This window comes from Streptomyces hokutonensis, from assembly GCF_042751305.1.
GTDB classification, from domain to species: domain Bacteria; phylum Actinomycetota; class Actinomycetes; order Streptomycetales; family Streptomycetaceae; genus Streptomyces; species Streptomyces hokutonensis_A.
The window spans coordinates 93525-115970 of record NZ_JBHYWD010000024.1 but is presented as its reverse complement, the minus strand read 5'-3'; the positions used below and the strand labels follow the sequence as shown (position 1 = coordinate 115970).

The following is a 22446-nucleotide window of genomic DNA, read 5'->3' as shown; positions in this document are numbered from 1 at the left end:
TTCTCCTCCCCCCCACCACCCCCGGCCCCCCGGGGGGGCACCCCGGCCCCCGCCCCCCCGGGGTGGGCCGGGGCGGCCCCCCCCCCCCCCGTCGCAGCCCTCGTGCGGGACGCGGTGGCCGCGACGGCAGGCATCGACGCGGTCACGGTACGCGTCCGGCGTCACCGCGTCGCCGTCCGCGCCCACCTCGCCTTCGGCGACCGCGCGACCGCACGCGAAAAAGCCCGTGAAGCGGCGCGCCGAACACTGGGGGACTGCAGCCTGCGCCACGCACCCCGACTGCGAGTCAGGGTCCGACCGCAACCTTCCTGGGACCCGCCACCCACACCTGCGCCGCACCAGGGGACAACTCAGAACGGACAGTCCGTCGGTGCCACCGGCACAGTCCTCGAAGGAATGAACCTCTGATGCCACGGCTGCGCACGGTCCTCAACCGGGCCGTCCTCGCCCTCGCCGGCCTGTTCCTCCTCGCCATCGCATCAGTGGCCCTCACCCTCGTCCCCTGGGCACCGCACCTTCCGGCTCCATGGCCCCGACCCGGCGCACACGCCGTGCTCCTGAACGCGGACGCACTCCCCCGCCTTCGGACGCAGGGCTGGTGGACACCCACCCTCCTGATGGGATCGATCGTCGCGACCGTCGTATTCGCCCTGTGGTGCAGTCGACAACTGCGCAGCGGTGCCCGCCCGACAGTGCCCCTGTCCGCGCCGGACAGCGCCCTGCGGTCCGGCGCCCTGGAAGACGCCATCACCCACCAGGCAGTCGCTATCGCAGGAGTCGCCGGCTGCCGTACCCGCCTGCTGGTGCATCGCAGGCACCTCCACGTACGCATGCACGTGTGGCTCGGCCCCGATGTCACCCCTGCCGGCGTCCTGCCCGCCCTCACCACCCTCGTCGACCGAGCCGAGGGTGCCCTCACGTCCTACATCGTCCATACACACGTCCGCCTCAGCACCCGATCGCACCACGTTCGACACATCCGCTGAAGCACAGGCCACCTCTCGGCCGGATCGTGTGTGCCGGGCCGTGCGCTTTCACCAGTGCAGGCGGCCGGCCTGCCGGTCCTGACAGCGCGGGCAGCCCCGGCGGGAGTCGATCAGCATGCGGTCGTCGCACAACGCGTCGCCGCGCCCTGCCGCTGAGGCGGCCCCTTGCCGATCAGCCAGCCCACCGGATCCTTGATCGGACCGCCCAGCCGCAACTGGTCCCCAAGACGCCGTAGAACCGACTCGTGGACCTCCCCGAGTCTGCCTTCGTGTTCCCTCTGCCGCCCTCACCGGTCCGCGTCGTGGCGGCGAAGGCCGTCGAGGATGACGTTCATCAGGGGCCGTGCCCTTGATTCCCATTCGTCCCGGCCCAGTCGGCCGAGGTAGGCGATGAGTATGAGGACCCCGTGGGCGTCCACGTCCGTGCGGAGGGAACCGGCAGCCTTCCCGGCGTCCAGCAGGTGTCCGAGGGCACCTTCGATGGGGTTGTGACTGTGGGCGACAAGGCCTTGCCACGCCGCCGGCTCGAGCGCCGCCAGGACGCCGTACTTGATCTCGGCGTAGTCGATCACTCGGTCGAGCCAGTGGCGCAGGGCTTCCACGGGCTCGTGTTCCGCCAGCAGAGCGGGAGCGGCGGTCACGAGTTCTTCGACGTCGCGCCGGTAGACCTCGGCAAGGAGCGCTTCGCGGTTGGGGAAGTTCCGGTAGAGCGTTCCCTGGCCCACACCGGCGCGCTTGGCGATCTCATTGAGGTGGACGTGCTGGGACTCGGCGAGGGCTGCGCGGGCGGCCTCGACGATGCGGGTCCGGTTCTGCACCGCGTCCGGACGGCGTCCTGGCGCACTCATAGGTCTCTCCCGATGTTCCGCCGCCAACAAGTGGACACGTGTCCGGTAGGGTGGACCACACACCGGACACGTGTCCACTTTACTTGGAGGCAGCAGTGCTCTCTCTTCACGGCAAGACCGTCGCCATCACCGGAGCAAGTGGCGGCATCGGCGAAGCCACAGCCCGCCTCCTCGGCCGGCGCGGCGCCGCGGTCGTCCTCGCGGCGCGCCGCAGCGAGCGCATCGACGCCATAGCCCAGGACATCCGGGAGGAGGGGGGCCGTGCCACCACATGCGTCGTCGACGTCACCAAGGCCGGGGACCTGCAGCACCTGGTCTCCACCACCATCGACCAGTACGGCCGTATCGACGTCCTGGTCAACAACGCCGGCATCGCCCCGATCAGCCCGCTGGCCGACCTCGACACCGAGGGCTGGTCAGCCATGATCGACGTCAACCTCCGCGGCACCCTCAACGGCATCGCCGCCGCGCTGCCCGCTTTCCGCGAGCAAGGCTCGGGTCACCTGGTCAGCATCATCTCCGTCGCCGGCCTGTCCGGCGTGTCCCCCTCGATGGCTGTCTACGCCGCGACCAAGAACGCGGTGCGCACCGTCCACGAGGGGCTGCGCAGGGAGTCCACCGACGGAGTCGTGCGCACGACAGCCATCTCGCCCGGATACATCCGCACCGATCTCGCCGACTCCATGGCAGACCCGCGCATCCGCGAGCAGACGCGCAAGAACATGGACGCGATGGGCATCCCGCCGGCGGCGGTCGCCCGTGCGGTGGCCTTCGCCATCGAGCAGCCCGGCGACGTCGAGATCGGCGAGATCAACGTGCGCCCCACCGTCCAGGCATGACACCTGCCGCAACTGGCGCCCCCACACCACGCACAGAACCCGCGGGCCTCACCGACAGAGCCATGTGCCGGCTACCTGTACAGCACGTGACGCGCCCCGGTGGTGCGCGCACGTCCCTCGCGCGTGGTCACCGCAGGAACACGAGCCGTCCTTGCACTTCGGGGTAGCCCCGCCCGGATGCGGCGAGTCCGCCGTGCAGTCACCCGTCGCGTGCGGCGCCCACGACACGGCCTCCGCGTCGGCCGCCACCTCGCCGAGGTCCGGGACCGGCTCGGAGCATTCGAAGACCGCTACAACGTCACAGCACAGCCGTTCCGGTGGAGGTTCACCACCTCCGACCTGGTCGATCTGCCGGCCGGACTCGACCGACGCGCACTCGATCAACAGGAAGAATCCGCCCGTCTCCGCGCCTGATCAACCCCGGAAGGACTTCGCGCGTCGACCACTCCGCACCAAGGTTGGGGCCTCGACGGCGGACGGAGGCTGATGCCCGTCGAGGCGACACAGGCCGGCTACTCGGGGAGCAGATGGGTCCGGCGCTCGTTCGGCGTGAGCGTGCGAAAGATGCGTTCCCTTGCGGTCGCCAGCAGAGCGTCGAGGTCTCCCCCGGCACCCCAGACGCGCACGGTCCCGTCCTCGGAGGCGGTGGCCACCCGGCGGCCGTCGGGGAACCAGGCCAGCCGCTGGACCCGGTCCCGGTGGATGCCGATCACCCGATGTTCCCGCCCGGTGCGCGCGTCCCACAGGCGCACCGTGCGGTCGTCGGAGGCCGTTGCCAGCAACCGTCCGTCGGGGGCGTAGGCGACGGCGCGGATGCGTGCCTCGTGGCCGCGCAGCTCGGCGACCTGCTCCCCGGTGGCGGTGTCCCACAGCCGTACCGTGAGATCGGCCGAGCTGGTCGCCAGCCGTGCGCCGTCCGGGGCGAACGTGACCGCGTCGACCCAGCTCTGATGGCCGATCAGCCGGTGCCGCAGGGTGGCCGAGGCGACGTCCCACAACTGCGCCGTATGGTCGTCCGAGCCGGTCGCCAGCAGATCGGCGCTGGGCGACCAGGCCACGGCGCAGACCCATTGGGAGTGCTCGCCGTACCGGCCGAGCACCTGCCCGGTCCCGGCGTCGAGCACGGTGGCCCGCTGGTCCCGCCGCCCGAGGGCCAGCCGTCCGCCGTCCGGTGACCAGGCCAGTGCCTCGACGGTCTCCTCGGTGGTGAGGACGGTCTCCGTCCCGGCTTCCGCTCCGGCCCATGCTCCGTCTTCGGCGGGCCTCCAGATCCGGACCGTGTCGTCGTCCGCGCAGCTCGCCAGCGCCCCACCGTGCGGGTGCCAGCGCAGGTCGTTGACAGAGGTGCCGTGCCCGGCGAGGGTGGTTATCGGGCTGCCGTCGTGCGCGCTCCAGATCCGCACCACACCGTCCGCGGCCCCGGAGGCGATCAACTCCCCGTCCGGGCTCAGGTCCAGGCCGGTGACCAGGCCCGGATGCCGGGCCGTGGCGTACAGCTCCGCGCCGGGGACGTCGACCGACCAGATCCGGGCGGCGCCGTCCTCCGCTCCGGCTGCCAGCTGCTCGCCGGTCGGTGACCAGGCCACCGTCTCCACCCGGGTGGCGTGACCGCAGAGTCTGGCCCGCACGTCGCCGTGGTCGAGCGTACGGATTCTCACCTCGGGCCCGCGTGAGGACAGCGCGAAGCTGTCGCCGGCCGGTGAGCAGCGCAGGCTGACGATCAGTTCGCTCCGCTCGGGAAAGACCCGCTGCACCTGACCGGTGGCGGCGTCGATCACCTTGATCCACTGCTCACCGGAGACCAGAAAGGCCCCGTCCACGGTCCAGCCGAACGGCGTGGCATGGCCCGAGGGCCGGTCCCCGACCCGCTGCGGCCGCCAGTTCTCCCGCAGCCACAGGATGTAGCTGCGGTCGTAGGCGGCGGAGAGCAGCCGAGCCCCGTCCGGGGACCAGGCCAGCTGGTATATCTCGTCGCTGTGCCCGGCCGGTTCGGCGACCTGCGCCCACCCGGCGGTGGCGAAGATCCGGATCCGCCGGTCCCTGGAACAGGTCGCCAGCAGCTCGCCGTCGGGCGAGAAGGCGACGTCCCGCACCGTGTCGGTGGCCGCGTCGAGCACGGCGACGGTCCGGCCGGTGGCCGGGTCCCAGACCCGGGCCGTACGGTCCCGCGAACCGGTCGCCAGCAGCCGCGCGTCAGGCGACCAGTGCACCGCGACGATGCCGTCGCCGTGGCCTTCCAGGACCGCGCCCGCCGCTCCGGTGGCCGCGTCCCACAGCCGTACGGTGCCGTCGAGCGAACCGGTCGCCAGCCAGACACCGTCCGGGGACCAGGACATCGCGCGCACCCCGGCCCGGTGGCCGGTCAGCACCGCCCGGGTGTGGTTGTGGGCCAGCGCGGTCATCAGTGCGCGCACCGCCGTCGAGGTGGGCGGGCACTCGGTGAGGACGGTCGCGGCCAGCAGAGTGCCGAACTCGGGTTCGCGCTCGGCGTTGGCCAGGACGTACTGGCCGATCGACTCCGAGACCCGCAGCAGGAAGTCCCGGTCCCGGCTGCGCGAGGCCACGACCAGTTCCCGCACTGCCACCGTCGCGCCGTCGGCGGTCTCCAAGCCGGCCAGCCAGCGCCCGGCCATCGCCAGCCGCTCCCCGGTGAGCAGGTAGTCGGGGCTGCGTCCTGAAGCCTGCCAGTCAGCGGCCCAGCGCTCCAACTCGCTGCGGCTCTTGAGCAGTTCGGCCCGGACCGTCACCTGCTGCTGCAGCGGCGGCCACTGCCGGAACAGCGCCTCGTGGGCGACCTGGACCGCGGGCACGTCGTCGACTCTGGTGACCACCAGCAGTCGGGCCGCGTCGAAGGGCCGCAGGATCTCCCGCTCGGTGGGCGAGAGTTCCGCCGTCGGCACCCGGCGCTTGACCGGTTCGCCCGCCTCCATCCCCACCAGCAGAAGCAGCGCGGTCAGTACGGTGTCCGCGCCGTGCTCGTCCACGACCGTGGCGAAGACCTCGTCGGCCTGACGGGCGAGGGCGCCGGTGACGCCGCCCAGGGCCAGGTAGCTCTCCTTGGTGGCGATCTTGGAGTCACCGACCGAGAGGTAGAGCTCCCGCAGCAGGTAGGCGAGGAGCGGCAGCGCGTCGGCGGTGCCGGTGTCCTCCACGATCCGCGCGACCAGTCCCGGCTCGAACGCGCCACCGGCCAGCCGGGCGGGCTGCTCCACAGCGGCCACCAGCTCGGCGGTGCTCATCGTGCCGAGGGCGGTGGGAGCGGTGAACAGCTCCTGCTGTGCCGAGGCGAGGAACTCCGGCAGGAACTCCACCCGCAGGGTGGCCATCACCCACAGCCGGCGGTCTTCCCTCAGCGCCTCGGCCAGCCCGCCCAGGAAGCGCTCGCGCTGCTCCGCTGGCGAGGCGGTCACCAGTTCCTCCAACTGGTCGACGACCAGCAGGGTGCGCCCTGCTCTGACCGCGGCCGTGCCGCGGGGCCCGGCCGCCAGCGCCTCCTCCAAATGCCGCAGGGGGTCGGCGCCGGGCACGATCACGGGCAGTAGCCGCCACCGGGACTCCAGCAGCCGGGGCAGCACGCCCGCGTGCACCAGCGAACTCTTGCCGCTGCCCGAGGTACCGGTCAGACAGACGAACCGCTCCGAGGGCTGCTGCGCGGACAGGTGCAGCCGCCGGATGATCCCCGCGATCTCGTCCTCTCTGCCGAAGAACACCGCCGCGTCGCCACGGTCGAAGGCGGCCAGTCCCGGGTAGGGGGTGCGGTCGCTGTCCCAGGCAGGTCGCGGAGCCGCAGGGTTCGAGCGCTTCTGAACGACCACCTGCCCCGCGATCACCACACAGATCAGGACCACCACCGCCAGCGGCGCGATCCGGCTGATCAGCCTGACGACCGGCGACTGCGCCCCGTTCGCGGCGAAGTTGGCCAGGACCTCCAGCAGAGTCGCCGAGACCAGCACAACAATCTGCACAGGAAGCAACGAGCGCTGCCGCATGAATCCCCCAAATGCCCCTTGTCATCAGCATCCTGACACTTCACCAGTCACCATGTCAGGAGCACGTCGGCAGTCGGCGGTCCGCGCAGCACGAAGCGCCGGCACAGGAACGGATCCGCCGGCAGGAGAACGGAGCGGCGCAGCCGTCGCGAGCGGGCAACTCGGCGGCGCCGGCCATCTCGTGACTGTTCGTGGGGAACCGGCGAAATGCGACGCTCCGGGTGACGAAATACGTGGGGCACGGACGCTCGGCTGAGCGGCGGCCGCATGTCCGTCGGCTCTCGCGGGCCTCACGGTCACGCGCCGGCGTCCCGCTGGCCGAGCTTTCGCAGCACCTCGGCGATGGTGGCCCGGTACGTGCGCAGCGCCTTCAGTCCGGCGGTATAGCGGCCGCGGTGCCGTGCGATGTCCAAGGCTTGCTGCTGTGCCCGCGCAGCGTGCCAAAGCTCGGCCGTATGGTGGCGTTGCTTACAAGTGACGTCCGCGACGGCGGTGGCCCGCTCCCGTTGCGTATGCCGGGTGTTGCCGTCACTGCCCCGCGGCCAGGCGCTGTCCGTGTACGCCGCGACCGGGTCGGGATAGCGCGCGAATCCTTGATCCGCCACACAGCGGGACCAGACATCCCATGCCGCACGCAGGCCCGCGTCGCGCTTGACCGCCTTATCGACCTCGACCGCCCGCGTACTCGCGTAGAGCCAGTCCCCCTTGACGTCGATGCCGCGCAGCAGCCGCCGGCTCGCCTCCGCGTTGCAGGCGGGGAAGTCCGCATACTCGGCGCTGGTCATCCGGCGGCCCTTCGGCAGGAGGGCCAGGGACTTGGCCGGGTCCCAGCCGTAGCCCCAGCGGCGGGCGGTGGCGAGATCCAGGACGCCGTAGTCGGTGCCGACCGCAGTGGCGACGACGGGGTCGGTGGGATAACGGGGGTCGAGCGGGAAGCCCGGATGGCCATGCTCCGCCATGCACTGCCGGACCAGCAACGCCGACGCCCGCTGCGATCGCTGGTAGTCCTGCGTCGTGTACGCGTAGCGGTCGGCCGGTAGGGGGCCGAGGTCCGACGCCGTACGGTTGGCGTCCGGGCTCCCTGGACCGGAGACACAGATCGCCGCCAGCACCGCTACGACACTCAGTCGCCACCCCCGCATTGTCATGCGCACGGAGTGTAGCGAACAGCATGCAGCTCCCAGGCGTGGATCCAGCGCTCATCTTCTCTGCCACCGCCCCTCCGCCTTCCTCGGCATGATCACCGGACGCCGCGACCAGCCGACCGCGGAACCCGACCCCGCCTTCGTCCGCGCGGTGGAAGCCCATATGGCTGCCGCCGGTGTCTCCCTCCTCGGCCACATCCACGTCGGTGACGACGGCCTGGCAACCCACGTCCGGCGCAGAGACCGGCCAGTTCTGGTTGCCACCTCCCCGCTCGACCCCGGCGTCGAACAACGCCGCACAGGCCATCGCGGACCGCTGGCAGCCCGCCGGGAGCGTGTGCCGCAGGTGCTCGGGGAGGTTCCGTCGACGGAACGTGGCCTGTGCCTCGTTGTGCACCGCTCGTCCGAACGATGCTCCACCCCGACCAGCCCGATCCCGAGGATCGCGACGAGCTGTGGGCCTCGCTCCGCTGAGCGTGAGAGCAAGCCACCAGCGCTCGATCTTCGTTCAGGGACTCGGCGAGGCAGACGAGTTCGGAGTCGCTGAGCAGAGGTGGGCGTCCCATCCACCGCGTTCCACTGATCTCGTCGTCGATCTTCACGTACGGTGCGGTCAAGAGGTGTTCAGGTCGCTCATCACAACCGGATCTCGGACACCTTCTGTCCTTGTGCGCAGCCAGGCTTCGGAACCGACTCGTACTGGTTGACGGTGGGATGGGCCATGGGAATCGTCGAGGGACTCTGGAAGTCCGGGGAGATGCCGCTCCGTGACGGGCTGTACCGGCCGGACGACTCTGGCTTGGGGCTGCATGTCGACGGTCCGGGGGCGTACCACCCAGATGCCGGCCAGCCGATTCCCTTCCGTATCGGGGAACCGTTCGATGTGGCCCAGGCCGTTGAGAAGCACGGCATCGACGGAGTGGACACCTATTTCGAGAGCCCGCTACCGGACGGATCAGGGTGGATGTCCGGCGGGGGCGGCGGGATGGGCAACATCGGCTACCTCGCCCGTCTCCACGCCGACCGCTCGTTGCAGTGGGTCGCCGTGATGTTCCACTCCAACCCCTTCCTCAGCGTGCGCTACGAGGGGATGAGCGCCGTCTTCACCAACGACTGGGGAAACCGGCTGATGCTCGACCTCACGAGCCCTGCTTTTGGCTGACGCCGCCGCGCCTCGGCCGGAGAAGACCTCGACACCCTCCCATCGTCCTGCCCCAGAACCAGCAACCCGACAGGTCTTCGGAACTACTCGTCCAGAGCAGCCTCAGAACCCCGACGACCTTGCCCAGCATCTGCGCCCCGTCACTGGTGATCGGCTCGTACGCCGGGTTGCGGGGCATGAGCCACACCTGCCCGTTCTGTCGGCGCAACGTTCTGACGGTGGCCCCGTCCTCCAGGAGCGCGGCGACGACGTCCCCGTGGTCAGCGCTGTCCTGGCGTCGTACGGTCACGATGTCGCCGTCACAGATCGCGGCGCCGATCATGCTGTCGCCAGTGACCGTCACCGCGAACTGATCGCCGTCGCCGACGACTTGACGGGGCATGGCGTAGACGTCCCCGACCATCTCCGCGGCGGGCGTGGCCCCCGCAGCCTTTCCACCGGAATCCCGGGCAGACCCGCTGTTAACAGCTGTGCGTGCGGGTTCGTGATGCGCGGACCCGGTGGATCGTCTGAGACTCGACGACACTGCCGCGCCTTCCGGCTTCGCTACGGCAGACCCCAGGCCGCCCCCGGCTCACTGACCGCAACGGGCGCAATGACGAGGTCGGGACGGGAACCGGCGTGGACCAGCACCTCACGGCCCTGGGGAAGGTCGATGGCGAGGGTGCCGTCGCCCAGATCGTGGGTGTGGGCGGGAGTGCCGTCGTCCAGGAGCACGGTGAGGGTCCCGGTGAGGCCGTGTCGGAGTTTGAGCGGCTCGCCCGCCAGGCTTCTGATCCTGATGAACCGGGTCACCCCGGCTTTTCGCACGGCGCTGACCAGGAAGGCGCCCTGGGTCCGGAAGTCGTGCAGGGTGGCGTCCGCCCAGGAGGACGGGACTGCCGGGAAGACCCGGATCACGCCGCCCCAGCTCTGGCAGAACATGTCGTGCAGGGACTGCGAGGCGGACAGGGGCGTCTCGATGACCGGCCCGGCCTCGGTGTAATGCGTGTTGGCACGGCAGGGATAGCGCGTGGTGGGATCGAAGAACTTCCGCAGGTACGTGATCGCGGTGTCTCCGTCACCGGTCATCGCATACATGGAGGCGGCGCCGGTGTAGCTGTAGCCCCGGTGGGCACCGGTCAGCGCGTGCCAGTGGGTCACCGACTTCGCGATCAGGTCGCGACTGCCCGTCTGGTCCCAGTTGACGAGATAGAGCGGATACACCATCAGCAGGTGCGAGTAGTGCCGGTGGGACTGCGCGTACGGGGTGTCGGCGCCGATCATGAAGCCGTTGTCGTCGACCGGGTACGGCGTGAGTCTGGCCAGCACCTCCTGCCACCGTGGGATCAACTCGTCGTCGACTGCCAGTAGTTCGGCGGACTCGATGAGCGTCTGGCAGCCCCAGCGGATCAGGGCCAGGTCGTAGTTCGTGTCCTGTGGCGGCACGACGGGGTATTCGGGCGAGAGCGTGCTGGGCAGGTGCAGTCTGCCGTCGCTGCCCGGGGTGAGGAAGTGCAGGTAGTAGTTGATCGCCCGGCGCAGCACGGGATAGATCGTGTCGCGCAGCAGCGCCTTGTCCATGGAGTGCCGGTAGGACAGCCACACGTTGTGCAGCGCCCAGGTGAGGTCGCCGGTCTCGGCGCCGCTTCCCGGTTTTCCCACACTCCGGTTGGCGAACATGTCGGAGCTCCGGCCGATGCCGGAGCTGTCCGTCTGGTAGGCGGTGGGCACGTTGGCGGCGAGCTGTTCCTGGTTCTGGCGCAGCGTGGTGGCGAGCGAGTCCAACTCGGGGTGGTTGAAGCCGTGGATGAGCCAGTACTCCAGTTGGACGTTGAGGTTCCACCAGACCGCGGGCCAGGGCGTGGGCTCCAGCCACGGCCCGGAGGTGGCCATGACGGGGCCGCCGGCGCGGCTGGCGGAGGCGACCTTGTAGAGCTGGATCCAGTGGAAGCTCTGCAGGCGCTGGTCGGGGAACGAGACGAAGCTCTTACGGTAGAACGCGTGCCACCACTGGGTGTGCCGTCGCCTGAGGGCGGTGTACGAGGCCGCGCGCCGGAGGTTGCGCAACGAGGCGGCCTCGGCGGCGGTGTCGGAGGGTGAGCTGTGTCCGACACTGAGCAGCAGGTCGTGACCGGTGCGGCGGTAGGCGGTGGCGGTCTGGCCTCCGGTGAGGGGCTGGAGCACCTGCTCGGTGCCGTCGGCGGAAGTCCGCGTGGTCCAGGGCGGGTTGGCGGTGTAGCCCGCGGGCGGAGCTTCGCTGATGTGCCGGGGGCTGAGCGCTTCTTCGGGGTGGAACGTCCAGGTGACCCCTTCGTCACCGCCGGCAGTCACGCGGGCGGCGAAGACCTCGTCGTGGATGAGAGCGGAGAGGGTGAGCGTGCCCGCGGTGGTAGTGACTGTGCCGGTGAGCTCGGCGTTCCACAGGCTCAGCCGCCAGTCGACGGAGGTGATGGTGCCGACCGGTTCGAGTGTGAGGTGGCCGACCGGCAGGCGACAGGTGCCCCAGCCGCTGCCGAACTCGGGCCGATGGTCCTGGACCCGGCCGTGCTGGATGGTGAAGCGGAGCTGGTTGGTGCCCGGCTCCTGGTACACCATGCTGCCGAGCTGGCCGTCCCCCAGGAACGGCCCCTCGTGCCAGAGGGTGGGCAGTCTGCTCCACAGCAGGTCCTGGCCGCGCAGGAAGTCTTCCCAAGCACCGTCGGTACGCATGGTGTCGCGGAGACTCCAGGGGCTTTTGCGGGCGCGGGCGGCTGGAACACCGTCGGCCACCCCCGCCACCCGTGCAGGCTCGTCCGCGTGGGCCGTCCCAACGGGCAGGGCCGCGGCCGCAGCTCCCCCCAGCGCGGTGCCGAGTAAGACTCTGCGAGGCAGCGGCGAGTGCTTTCCCGGCTGCGAGGTCATCATCGTCCTCCAGAACTGACGGTAGTTGATACATCGGGTGTATCGAGGAACGTAGGCATACGCCATGCGCCTGTCAATGACCTCGACCGATTGACCGTCGACGCAGAATAACCGGCCAGTTTTAGCTATTTGGGAAGAGGAGTACGCATCCGCAATCCCATCCCAAGTCCTTGACTCCTCCGATGTATTGCGGTTTCCTGCGTTCGCGATCCTCACGGCGCGTTCCGCGTTCGGCCCCTCGCCGACCCCCACCGGAAGGACGGCGCCCCATGCGCAAGGACACGATCCGGCACTTCCTCCGCACTCCCCCGGGAACACGGACGGCGGCCCTCCTGCCGTTTCCGGCGAGCACACCGCGCCGGCCCCGCCGCCGGCCGACCCTGCTGGACCGGCACGTGGGAGGCCCCCGCGTCCGCCACCACCACCGAACTGTCGGCAGTCGGTGGGCAACGTGATCCACGTCGGCGTCAGCGGCCACGCGCCCCGCATCCGCGTCTTCGACCGGCTCGGCACGGCGCCGTTCGAAATCGACGCCACGGCCGTCACCGCACAGGAATCGCCCCGGAAAGCCCGAACTTCGCGGCTGGAACGAAGCGTTCGAGCTCCTTCTACGGCGCCGTGTCCCTCACGGTCCCGGCCGACCAGGACGCCATGAGCGACCCGATCCCCGTAGGGGTGCTCGCGGACACCAACCCGCTGGACAAGCTTGTACACGTCCCACGACTCGGGCCCCGCGACGTGTCACCACTGAGGCCTCAGACCTCGTTCCTCGCCCCGACCGGCGACCACACAGCGGACCAGGTCAGCACCGCGTCCACCCAGATCACCGGTTCCCGGTCCCACCTGTCCGATGTGGACACGGTCGGCCGCAGGACCACGGGTAGCGTCGCCACGCCGGGCGACTCGATCACCGACGGGTACGGATCGACAGCGAGCGCGAACCACCACCGGCCCGACCGGCTCGTCGCCCTCCTGCGCCAACGGCCCCAGCACGCGCGCCACGCCGCGCTGAACGCACGCATCAGGGGCACCCGCGTACCGCTGAAGGGCACCGGCGCGGCGCGCGCCGACGCCCGCGGCATCCGTGTCGGCGGCGGGCACGGCCACCCCCGTACGGCGAGAACGGCGGCTGGACGGAGGCCCGCGTGGTCGTACGTCAGTTCGTCGTCGGCCTGCTCCGGCGCGGCGGGATCCTCGACGCCGCCGTCCGTGACCCCTATATCCCACCAGGCCCTGCCGGCCTTCGGCTCCCACGACCTCCTGCGCTCTATTGACGCCGGTCCACAGGCGACGGCCCACAAGACCAACCTCCACTCCCCCACCGAAGAGGAGAGTTCATGAACAGGAGATCACTCATACGGGCCGGTGCCGGCCTGCTGGCCGGCGGTGCCGCGCTCACTCTGCCGCCGGCCTCGCCCGCCGAAGCGGCGCCGGCCGCCGGACCGACCGACGGCTGGACACAGACCGCCTTCACGTACAGCTGGCAGAAGCCCTGGAACCTGGACCTCAGCGACCGGCACAGCTACAGCGGCGGCATCCACCGCATGTGGGTGTACGCCACCGACGAGCCGTTCGAGGAGGGCAGTTCCACCGACCCGCGCACGGAAATGCGCTGGAAGGTCGACTACACCACGGGCAACCACTTGTGGGACGCCGACGTCTACCTCCCCGCCGGCACCGACGGCTCCTCCTTCGTCCAGATCCTGCGCAGCGTGCACCCCTCGGACACCCCCGCCACCGACATCATGCTCAACGTCTACGACACGGCCGGTGGCACCGTGCGTCGCTATGACGGCACGGTGTTGAAGACAGGCGCCTACGACACCTGGTTCAACGTGAAGATCGCCCACCGGGCGAGCAGCGGGACCGGAACCATCAAGGTCTACTTCGACGACTCCCTCGTCCTGACCGTCGCCGACCGGGGTCCTGCCACCCGCTACTTCAAGAACGGCGTGTACGACCACGGTTCGGGCCGTGCCGAGGCACGCTTCCGCAATCTCCACTACTGGACGAGATGACCGACCCGTACGCGGACGACAGGCACTGACCAGGCTCGGCAGCACCGTGCCAACCTATTCGTACGAGAACCCACGACCCGGTCCAGGCGGTGGTCGCCGCCGGCGACCACGGCAACCCGACCACCGCCTGGGTCTACGACGCACTCGGCCGAAAAGCCACCCGCACCCACGCCGATGGCGCCGCCTACGACACCGACGGCAACCGACCGACGACGAAGCAGCCCTGCTCCGCAACCCAGACCATGCGACTGCTTCGGCTCGTTCGTGCCTGGCGACCCGCCGGCACCTCGGCACACGAAGTCCCGGAAGGTCCACGGCCGACAGGCGCCCGCCGGAGTTCACCGGCGCGCGGTCGCCGGCCAAGGAGCGACATCGGAGCCTGCTGTCTCCCACGACAGCACATGCAGAACGTCAACCGCTGGTCGTGAAGTCGGTGAATTCGTCTTCGCTCGGGTAGCCCGGGTTGGCAGCGGTTCCGAAGAGACCTACGTCCTGGGTATGCGCGGTGGAGGGAACGTTCGCGGTACTCAGGAGGGTCCAACTGGTGCCGTCAGTGGAGTAGTAGCCGGAGAAGGCGGTGCCGGAGCGGACCAGCCGGATCCAACTGGGCAGGAGGGGCTTGCCGACGCCGGAGCCGTTGGGTGCGGTGCCGGCGTCGAGCCGCCCGTCGCCGTCGGCGTCCCACTGCATGAAGTAGCCCTTCTTCGCGCTCACTCCCACGGTGACGAAGCCCGGCGAGTCGCTCGCGCCGGTGATGTCGTTGCGCACCATGATTCCGGTCTTGGCCCCGGAGTTCTGGTACCGCTGCCAGGTGACACGAACGGTCGTGACGGAGCCGTCGTGTTCCGCGCCGGGGACATAGAGCGCGCCGTATTCGTTCTTGGGTCCGTAGACGCCGGCGCCGGCCGCGCGAATACCGAGGGCGGAGCCGACCTGTGAGAAGTCGGCGGGCTCCGGCGAAGAGGAATAGGTGTGGAACGGAGCCTGAACGGGCTCGTCGAGCAGAACGGAGGTGTGCCCGGCGGCCGAGCCGGTGGCACGTGTCCCGGTGCCGGTGCCGGTGTTCCAGCGGAAGTGGGCGACGGCGTCGAGTCGGACCGTCGGGAAGAGCTGGGTGATGGACGCCGGCGGCGCGACGCGGTAGGTGGCGCGGACGGTCGCGCCAGGCGCGACGGAGGCGAAGGATGTGGGCGAGACGGGGGTGGCTGTCCAGCCCTTCGGCACGGGCAGGGCCACGTGGACACCGGTCGCGACGGCGGTGCCCCAGTTGGTGAAGTCCGCGTTGACGGTGGTCTGTTGACCGGTCCCCAGGGTGCCGGGGGCTGTCACGGTGAGGCCGGTCTGCGGGCGCCCCGGCTCCTTGCCTGCGGCCCACGGACGTACCCGGAACAGCGCTGCGCCGTGCACGGGCACCGAAGCGGCGACAGTGTCGCCGGAGGACCGGGTGACCTCGTGCGTCCACAGGTTGTCGAGGCGGTACGAGGAGGACGCGGGCAGGCCGGCCGTGTCCGCGGCGATGGTTACGGTCTGCGCGACGGACCCGGTGTTGAACAGCCCCAGGATCACATCGCCGTTCGGCTCCGTTTTCGCGAAGACCTGCGCGGTCGCGCTCTTGCTCACCCGAGAGGCATTGACGGCGTCCTGGTCCACGGCGATCACGTCACGATTCGCCAGCAGCCGCAGATCGGCGTCGTCGAGCCTGGTCAGGTCCGTGCCCAGGAGCAATGGGGAGGAGGCCATCGACCACAGGCTCAGCTGGGTCTGCCGCTCGTCGGGGGTGAGCCCGCCGTCGCTGCCGTTGCCGACCTCGATCGAGTCGTAGTCGTTGAACGCGCCGGAGCCGCCGAACGGTTGCCAGGCCGCGACCTGGTCGAACCGGGCCGACGTCCGCTGCCAACTGGTCAACGGGGTACTGGATCCGTTGACGCCGCAATAGCACTCGATGTCGCCGCCGGTGCGCCAGCCATTGCTGGTGGCCTGCCAGGTGGCGGCGTCGGCGATACTGAGCGAGTTGGAAAGCTCCAGGTGCATCGGACGGCCGGTCGCCACGATCGCCTGGTGCCACGCCCGCATCTCGGGGCGGTTGTCGGCGGGGACGAGGCCGCCGCCGGGGCCGACGAAGTCCATCTTGATGTAGTCGACGCCCCAGGAGGCGAACAGGTCGGCGTAACTCTGCACGTACTCCGCCGCGCCAGGCTTGCTGAAGTCGATGCGGTAGGAGTCGTTGTGGGTGTTGCCCGGCTGTGTCGGGTCCGCGATGTCCTGCATGTGGTACGCAGTGCCCTGGACCGGCAGGTTCTTCTGATACGCCTCGATCGGGATGCCCGGCGTGAGGTAGATGCCGAACTTGAGACCCAGCCGGTGCAGATAGGCGGCGAGCGCGGGGATTCCGTCCGGAAAGCGCGTTGTGTCCCAGGCGTTTCGCCCGTAAGCGTCCAGGTGATCGGACCAGCCCGCGTCGATGTTGATGTAGCGGTAGCCGTAACGCCGCAGCTTGTCGTGCATGACCCGCGCCTGAGCCCTGATCCCGTCCTGGGTCAGGCCGCCGCCTTCACGCAGCGCGCTCCAACTGCTCCAACCCATGGGCGGCGTGGACGAAACAGGGGCGGCAACGTCTCTCGGGACCACGGCGGCGGGCGCGGCCACTGCGGGCGACGTTCCCGCCACAAGCCCAAGTAAGAGCAGCAGAGGCAACAAACATCTGATCAATCTCGCATACATCGAACGGCTCCTCAGAGTGGCCGGTGGCAACTTGCCATGTCCTTACCGGTCGAACCGCACATGTTCTATGCGCGATCCACCACCACGTCAACACATTCATCCGATGTATCACTAAGAGTCGTCACGCGATGACCAGGGTTCTGCAGTCGAGTGGCCCAGGGGCCGCGTCGGAGTCGGCGGCAGCGACGCGCGGGGCGGCCCGGCGCGTGAGACAGACCCACCGATCGGCTGCCTCCCCAGAGGGGGATACGTGACCTGCTGCGCCGACAGGTGCCTGCGCGCCGGGGACGATTGGCCGACCCGGGCCTGGTGGTGCTCGACACCCAAGTCTGCATGCCGCCGCATGCGTACCCGCGGCCACGACCGGGCGGGACACGGCCACAAAGGTGCCGGGTCGCAAGCGGGGGCTGGCCGTTGACGTGCTGGGCCTGGTGATCGCCGTGGTGGTGCCGGCCGCTTCCGTGCATGACAACGCCTTCGGTACCGCGTTGCTGGACAAGGTCGCCGCGGGGACCTCCACGCTGACGAAGGCGCTGGTGGACCAGCGGGGTTCAAGAAGGCCGTGGTCGACCACCGCCCCGGCCTGGGCATCGCGGTGGAGGTCGTCGAGCGCAACCCGGCCTACCACGTCCGAGTCCCGGGTGTACTGGGCGACAAGCGATGTGATGACCCGTCGACTGACCGGCGCCTCCACCCCGTCCTGGCGCGGCGCATGAGCGGCGGCCCACAGCAGACCTGAGGACCACCGTCCGCCGCCAGGTGCTGGTCACCAACCTCGCCTCCGAGTGGGGGCCGTCGAAGGCGGCGCAACGGATACTGCTGCGAGAGGGCTTCTTGCGCGTGATCTCCGAGACCTTGGAGGGAAGACCCCGGGTGTTCGCCTGGCACCCTGGTGGCCAAAAGCTTGAGATCGCCGCCCACACGGGTTCGGCTCCGCTGCGGGACACGGCTCCCCCGTGGGATGCGGTGCCGTTCGGCCCTGGACGCACGGCCCGGCTGATGATCAGCGTGGAGGAGTTCACCTACGAGGACGATCGGTGGGCCGCCGGCCATGGGGGGCACCTGCTCGACGGCGACTACCTGAAGCGGTGGGCGGCCGAAGGCTGGCTGCACAAGTTGGTCACCCTCTGGCCGTCCCCGCCTGCCTCGCGGGAGGTGGTCGGGGGTAGGCCGCTACGCCTCGGGTGCTTCAAAGGCATACGGGATCAGCACTGATGCGACGGCAGCCACGGTAGTCCACTCGGATCACCTGGCAAATCGTCGCGAATCGGATGTCACGCAACTACGCCGAAACCTTGTCTCCCAAGGGGATACCTCACAGGCGGTCATCTGGCGCGACTCTGTGAGTCTGTTATCGATTTCCTGAAGAACGGATGATTCCAAAGCATTCTCCTTGATCAGCCTCGTCGGCCGGGACTACCGTCCCGAGAAAGCTTTGAGACCGGTCGTTCCATTAACCCGGTCCGAGTTGCCCGAAGAGAAGCCAATCGGAGGATCCCTTGACCCCGGAAAAGACACAGCGCCCCCGTGGCGGAACGGTGAGCCGACGTCTGTTCCTCGGCGGCACGCTCGCCGCCGCCGCAGGAGTGGGCGCCCTCGCCGGCGGCGCGAACCCGGCCTTCGCGGCCACCGCCGCGTCGTCCTCCACCACGTCGGGCGGGGCCGGACCGCTGCCCGGCCCCGTGCGGACCTCCACCGGCCTGCTCTCCGGGACCGCTGCCCAGCTCTCCGGTGTTACCGCCTACCTGGGCATCCCCTACGCGGCCTCGACCGCCGGGACGAACCGCTGGCGGCCACCGCAGCCCGCCGCGTCCTGGTCGGGTGTGCGCAAGGCCGACGCCTTCGGTGACATCCCCCCGCAGCCGTCGATGGGACCAGGTGGTTCGACCTCCACCCCGGCGCAGAGTGAGGACTGCCTGAACCTCAACGTGTGGACCGCGGCGTCGTCCTCGCGCGAGCGCCGCCCGGTGTTCGTCTGGATCTACGGCGGCCGTTTCTCCATGGGTTCCGGAGCGGACCCCACCTTCGACGGAGCGGGCCTGGCCGCCAAGGGTCTGGTCGTGGTGACCCTCAACTACCGCGAAGGCGCCCTCGGTTTCCTGGCCACCCCCGAACTGACCGCCGAGGACGCGCACGGCTCCTCCGGGAACTACGGGCTGCTGGACCAGATCGCGGCGCTGAAGTGGGTGCAGCGCAACATCCGTGCCTTCGGCGGCAACCCCGACCAGGTGACGATCGCCGGGCAGTCCGCGGGCTCCGCCTCCGTCCTGGAGCTGGTGTACTCCCCGCTGGGCAGGGGGCTGTTCCACGGGGCCATCGCGGAGAGCGGGGCGCGCTCCCCGCACGATCCCGAGACCGCCGGTCTGGCCACCTCCTACCGCCCGACCCTCTCCGGGGCCGAGGCACAGGGCACCGCCTACCTCGCGGCCCTCGGAGTCAGCACCGTCGCCGAGGCCCGCGCCCTGGACTACAGCAAGGTGATCGCGGGCGAGAACGCCAACGACACCACGGTGACCGCACCGATGAATGGCAACCCACCGCTGTTCCGCCCGGTGCTGGACGGTTATGTGCAGCCCCGCAGCTACCAGGAGGCGCTCACCCACGGCCTGCACAACGACGTCCCGATCATCACCGGCAACAACAAGGACGAGAGCGGCGCCACCCCCACCGCGGACACGACACTGGCCGCGTACCAGGCGATGGCCAAGGCCAAGTACGGCTCGCTGGACGACCGGTTCCTGGAGCTCTACCCGGCGAGCACCGACACCGAGGCCTGGGAGCAGACCAACGCCTCCGCCCGGGACAGCTCCCGCATCTCCACCACGCTGTGGGCCACCGAGTGGCTGAGCAAGGCCAAGAGCCCGGTGTTCACCTACTTCTGGACGCACGCCCCGCCGGGTCAGGACCGGGGCGCCTACCACGGCTCGGAGATCCAGTACGTCTTCGACAACCTCTACTCCAGCGGCAGCGGGTGGACCGACACCGACCAGAAGATCGCCGACACCCTCTCCGAATATGTGGTCAACTTCGCGACCCACGGCGACCCCAACGGCAGGGGCCTGACCCGCTGGCAGCCCACCCGACCGGGCCGCCACACCACCATGGAACTCGGCGACAACTGGGGCACCATCGCCGACGCCACCGGCGAACAACTGGACTTCTACGTCAAGGACTACTTCCCCAGCCAGCCGGCCTGGTGACTCTGCCGCCAGATTCGACCAACCGGTCCTAAATACGGGTTAAAGGGGTCGAAGTTTCGCCGTGCAGGGCCACATCATAGGAAGTTGAGAGGCACTGGAGAGCCCGGATCCCTATTACGGCGTGATAGACAAAGACTCCGAATTGACCTTCTCTCTTCCTTCTCCCCTTCCGCAAATCAAGGAGCTCCTCCGCTCATGCGCAAGAACCTTGCCCTCGCAACCGGCGCCGTTCTGTCGGCGACTCTCGTCGTCAGCGGCTGCGGTTCAGGTGATTCCACGTCGTCGTCGAGCCCCTCGGCGCAACAGAGCAACGGCCAGGGGGGTTCGGGTGGTATGGGTATGCAGCAGGTTACGGCGGTCAACCTCAACAGCGACGGGGCAAGCCCGGGCGGCGCCAACACCGCTGCGGTCGTCACGGCGGTGAAGGCGTTCCTGGCCACGCTGGACGACACCGAGCGGAAGAAGGTCGAGTACGACTTCTCGGACAACAAGTCGCGGCAGACCTGGTCGAACTTCCCCGCGACCACCGTGCCCCGCGAAGGCATCGAGATGTCCGCCCTCACCACTGCGCAGCAGAAGGCCGCCGACGCCGTGCTCCAGGTCGCGCTCAGCCCCAGCGGTGCCCAGGAGGACGCCGACATCCGGAAGGCCGACAACGAGCTGAACCGGCTCGGGGGCCAGGGCGCGGACGGTTTCGGCAGCCTGAAGGACTACTACTTCGCCGTGTACGGAACGCCCTCGACGTCGCAGCCGTTCATGGTCCAGTTCGGCGGCCATCACCTGGCCCGCAACCTCACCTACAACGGCGACAAGGTCAGTCAGACGCCGCAGTTCGTCGGCTCCGAGCCGACGTCGTTCAAGTCCGACGGCACCACGGTCGAGCCGGTCAAGGCCGAGTCGACCGCCATGTTCGCCATGCTGGCGGGGCTCGACGCCAAGCAGAAGAAAGCCGCGGAGATCACCTCAGGCACGTTCGACGACCTGGTCATGGGCCCCGGCAAGGACTCGGGGACCTTCCCCGCCTCCGAGGGGCTGCTGGCATCACAGCTGACCGCCGCCCAGAAGAAGCTGGTCACCGCGGCGATCAAGACCTACGTCGGCGACCTCAACGACACGGCCGCCGCCAAGCTGATGGCCAAGTACGAGTCCGAGCTGGACAAGACCCGCATCGGCTGGTCCAACAACACCGGACCGACCGACGAGAACAGCTACATCCGTATCGACGGCCCCAGCGTGTGGATCGAGTTCATCAACACCCGCAGCCAGAGCACACCCAACATCCACTACCACTCGGTCTACCGGGACAAGACCAACGACTACGGCAGCAGCAAGCCGAAGTGACCATGGCCGCCCTCGCACATTCCCGCTCCCGGCGCGGCCCTCTCCGCAGGTGTGCGGCCCGCGCCGGGACACTGCTCACGTGTCTCGCGGCCCTGACGGCCGTCCTGACGGTCACGGAACCGACGCGCGCGAGCGCCCACCCCCTCAGCACCACCGCGATCCTGCTCGACGCGGCACCGGACCAGGTGACCGGCGAGGTGGAACTCCCCATCGACCGGCTCGCCATCGCCCTCGACCAGCCCCTCACCCCGAAGACCGTCGTCAATCCGGCCAAGCTCGAGGAGCTGCGCCGCTACGTGCTCGGCCACACCTCGGCGGCCGACTCCGACGGCACACGGTGGACCACCGCGGTCAGCGGCGGCCGGGTCCGGCGGATCGACGGCGTCGACCACCTGGTCTTCGACCTGATGCTGAGGCCGCCGACCGGCACGGTCCACGACTTCCGGCTCACCTACGACGCGATCGTGCACCACCTGCTGTCCCACCAGATCCTCGTCTCGCTGCGCCCCGACGGCTCCCACAGCTACACGACCGTCGGCGTGCTCGACTGGCAGCAGCACACGCTCGCAATACCGGCCGCCGGCGCCTCCACCGAGCACGGTTTCGCCGCCGCCGTGCACCTGGGCATCCGGCACATCGCCGAAGGCGCCGACCATCTGCTCTTCCTCATCATGCTCCTGCTCCCCGCACCGCTCCTCGCCCGCCGCGGCCGCTGGGTACGCGCCGACGACCTGCGCCGTAGCTGCCTCCGTATCGTGCATGTGGTCACCGCCTTCGCCATCGGGCACTCCATCACCCTCGCGCTGGCCGCCCTCGGCTACATCAGCGCTCCCACGCGCGTCGTGGAAAGCCTGATCGCCCTGTCCATCCTGGTCTCCGGCATCCACGCCGTCCGGCCCCTCGTCCCCGGCGGCGAAGCGTGGATCGCCACCGGGTTCGGGCTCATGCACGGCCTCGCCTTCGCCGCGCTCCTCGGTGACCTCGACCTCGGCCGCGGATCCCTGGTCACCACCCTCCTCGGCTTCAACCTCGGCATCGAACTGACCCAGCTCATGGTCGTCGCCCTGCTCATGCCGTCCCTGCTGATCCTCAGCAGAACCCGGATCTACCCGGCGGTTCGCCTCACCATCGCGACGATCGGCATCGTGCTGGCCGCAGCGTGGCTCGCCGAGCGCACCACCCTGCTGGCGAACAACCCGCTCAACCACGTCACCGACGCGCTCATCGCCCATCCGTTCCTTGTCGCCGGAACCCTCGCGGCCGTCGCGGCGGCCAGCTGGTCCATGCCTGACCTACGCACCACCAGGGCCTGAG

Annotated in this window: 16 protein-coding genes and 2 pseudogenes; 12 read left to right on the top strand and 6 right to left on the bottom strand. The window is 69.6% G+C overall.

What is annotated here, in order from left to right:
- Nucleotides 1-102 precede the first annotated feature (102 nt).
- Both ACFXC1_RS41370 and ACFXC1_RS41365 read left to right on the top strand, forming a co-directional pair.
- Entirely contained in the window at nucleotides 103-408 is a 306-nt protein-coding gene (locus ACFXC1_RS41370) for a DUF6286 domain-containing protein (RefSeq protein ID WP_381252867.1), read from the top strand.
- Entirely contained in the window at nucleotides 408-986 is a 579-nt protein-coding gene (locus tag ACFXC1_RS41365; RefSeq protein ID WP_381252864.1) for a hypothetical protein, read from the top strand. Before ACFXC1_RS41370 ends, ACFXC1_RS41365 begins: the two co-directional genes overlap by 1 nt.
- A 287-nt stretch (nucleotides 987-1273) precedes the next feature.
- Here the strand turns inward: ACFXC1_RS41365 and ACFXC1_RS41360 are convergent, their stop codons facing one another.
- The gene (locus tag ACFXC1_RS41360) at nucleotides 1274-1834 is read right to left on the bottom strand and encodes a TetR/AcrR family transcriptional regulator (RefSeq protein ID WP_381252861.1); all 561 of its coding nucleotides are present in this window, start codon (nucleotides 1832-1834) and stop codon (nucleotides 1274-1276) included.
- 95 nt (nucleotides 1835-1929) lie between these two features.
- Here ACFXC1_RS41360 and ACFXC1_RS41355 point away from each other — a divergent pair, with 95 nt between their 5' ends.
- On the top strand, nucleotides 1930-2673 hold the full coding sequence (locus ACFXC1_RS41355; RefSeq protein ID WP_381252858.1) for an SDR family oxidoreductase: 744 nt from the start codon (nucleotides 1930-1932) through the stop codon (nucleotides 2671-2673).
- A 210-nt stretch (nucleotides 2674-2883) separates the two neighbouring features.
- Nucleotides 2884-3087, top strand: a complete 204-nt coding sequence (locus ACFXC1_RS41350) for a hypothetical protein (protein ID WP_381252856.1) — start codon at nucleotides 2884-2886, stop codon at nucleotides 3085-3087.
- Between the two features lie 98 nt (nucleotides 3088-3185).
- On the opposite strand, the gene ACFXC1_RS41345 is transcribed toward ACFXC1_RS41350, so the two are convergent.
- Together ACFXC1_RS41345 and ACFXC1_RS41340 are read right to left on the bottom strand one after the other, a co-directional pair.
- Complete coding sequence (locus tag ACFXC1_RS41345; RefSeq protein WP_381252853.1) at nucleotides 3186-6638, bottom strand: NACHT and WD repeat domain-containing protein; 3453 nt, start codon at nucleotides 6636-6638, stop codon at nucleotides 3186-3188.
- Nucleotides 6639-6958: 320 nt separating this feature from the next.
- The gene (locus ACFXC1_RS41340) at nucleotides 6959-7810 is read right to left on the bottom strand and encodes a hypothetical protein (RefSeq protein ID WP_381252851.1); all 852 of its coding nucleotides are present in this window, start codon (nucleotides 7808-7810) and stop codon (nucleotides 6959-6961) included.
- Between the two features lie 718 nt (nucleotides 7811-8528).
- Here ACFXC1_RS41340 and ACFXC1_RS41335 point away from each other — a divergent pair.
- Nucleotides 8529-8969 (top strand): hypothetical protein, encoded by a 441-nt coding sequence (locus ACFXC1_RS41335; protein WP_381252849.1) that lies wholly within the window; start codon nucleotides 8529-8531, stop codon nucleotides 8967-8969.
- Between the two features lie 100 nt (nucleotides 8970-9069).
- On the opposite strand, the pseudogene ACFXC1_RS41330 reads toward ACFXC1_RS41335, so the two are convergent.
- Together ACFXC1_RS41330 and ACFXC1_RS41325 are read right to left on the bottom strand one after the other, a co-directional pair.
- Nucleotides 9070-9399 (bottom strand): annotated as a pseudogene (locus ACFXC1_RS41330) (LexA family protein); the annotation flags it as partial.
- A 116-nt stretch (nucleotides 9400-9515) separates the two neighbouring features.
- On the bottom strand, nucleotides 9516-11852 hold the full coding sequence (locus ACFXC1_RS41325; RefSeq protein ID WP_381252846.1) for a glycosyl hydrolase family 95 catalytic domain-containing protein: 2337 nt from the start codon (nucleotides 11850-11852) through the stop codon (nucleotides 9516-9518).
- A 618-nt stretch (nucleotides 11853-12470) separates the two neighbouring features.
- Here ACFXC1_RS41325 and ACFXC1_RS41320 point away from each other — a divergent pair.
- Both ACFXC1_RS41320 and ACFXC1_RS41315 read left to right on the top strand, forming a co-directional pair.
- On the top strand, nucleotides 12471-13193 hold the full coding sequence (locus ACFXC1_RS41320; RefSeq protein ID WP_381252844.1) for an SGNH/GDSL hydrolase family protein: 723 nt from the start codon (nucleotides 12471-12473) through the stop codon (nucleotides 13191-13193).
- Nucleotides 13190-13870, top strand: a complete 681-nt coding sequence (locus ACFXC1_RS41315) for a polysaccharide lyase family 7 protein (RefSeq protein ID WP_381252841.1) — start codon at nucleotides 13190-13192, stop codon at nucleotides 13868-13870. The genes ACFXC1_RS41320 and ACFXC1_RS41315 overlap by 4 nt, the downstream gene beginning before the upstream one ends.
- 411 nt (nucleotides 13871-14281) lie before the next feature.
- Here ACFXC1_RS41315 and ACFXC1_RS41310 read toward each other — a convergent pair whose 3' ends face one another.
- Complete coding sequence (locus ACFXC1_RS41310) at nucleotides 14282-16453, bottom strand: NEW3 domain-containing protein (RefSeq protein ID WP_381252838.1); 2172 nt, start codon at nucleotides 16451-16453, stop codon at nucleotides 14282-14284.
- Between the two features lie 384 nt (nucleotides 16454-16837).
- Here ACFXC1_RS41310 and ACFXC1_RS41305 point away from each other — a divergent pair.
- From ACFXC1_RS41305 to ACFXC1_RS41285, 5 genes and pseudogenes are all read left to right on the top strand, one after another.
- Nucleotides 16838-17307 (top strand): annotated as a pseudogene (locus tag ACFXC1_RS41305) (transposase); the annotation flags it as partial.
- A gap of 43 nt (nucleotides 17308-17350) precedes the next feature.
- Nucleotides 17351-17806 carry a hypothetical protein gene (locus ACFXC1_RS41300; protein ID WP_381252836.1) on the top strand — a complete coding sequence of 152 codons (456 nt, stop codon included), beginning with the start codon at nucleotides 17351-17353 and terminating at the stop codon, nucleotides 17804-17806.
- A gap of 323 nt (nucleotides 17807-18129) precedes the next feature.
- Complete coding sequence (locus tag ACFXC1_RS41295; protein WP_381252834.1) at nucleotides 18130-19791, top strand: carboxylesterase/lipase family protein; 1662 nt, start codon at nucleotides 18130-18132, stop codon at nucleotides 19789-19791.
- Between the two features lie 339 nt (nucleotides 19792-20130).
- Nucleotides 20131-21132 (top strand): DUF3500 domain-containing protein, encoded by a 1002-nt coding sequence (locus tag ACFXC1_RS41290; protein ID WP_381252832.1) that lies wholly within the window; start codon nucleotides 20131-20133, stop codon nucleotides 21130-21132.
- A 2-nt stretch (nucleotides 21133-21134) separates the two neighbouring features.
- Entirely contained in the window at nucleotides 21135-22445 is a 1311-nt protein-coding gene (locus ACFXC1_RS41285; RefSeq protein WP_381252830.1) for a HupE/UreJ family protein, read from the top strand.
- The last annotated feature ends 1 nt before the right edge of the window (nucleotide 22446 follow it).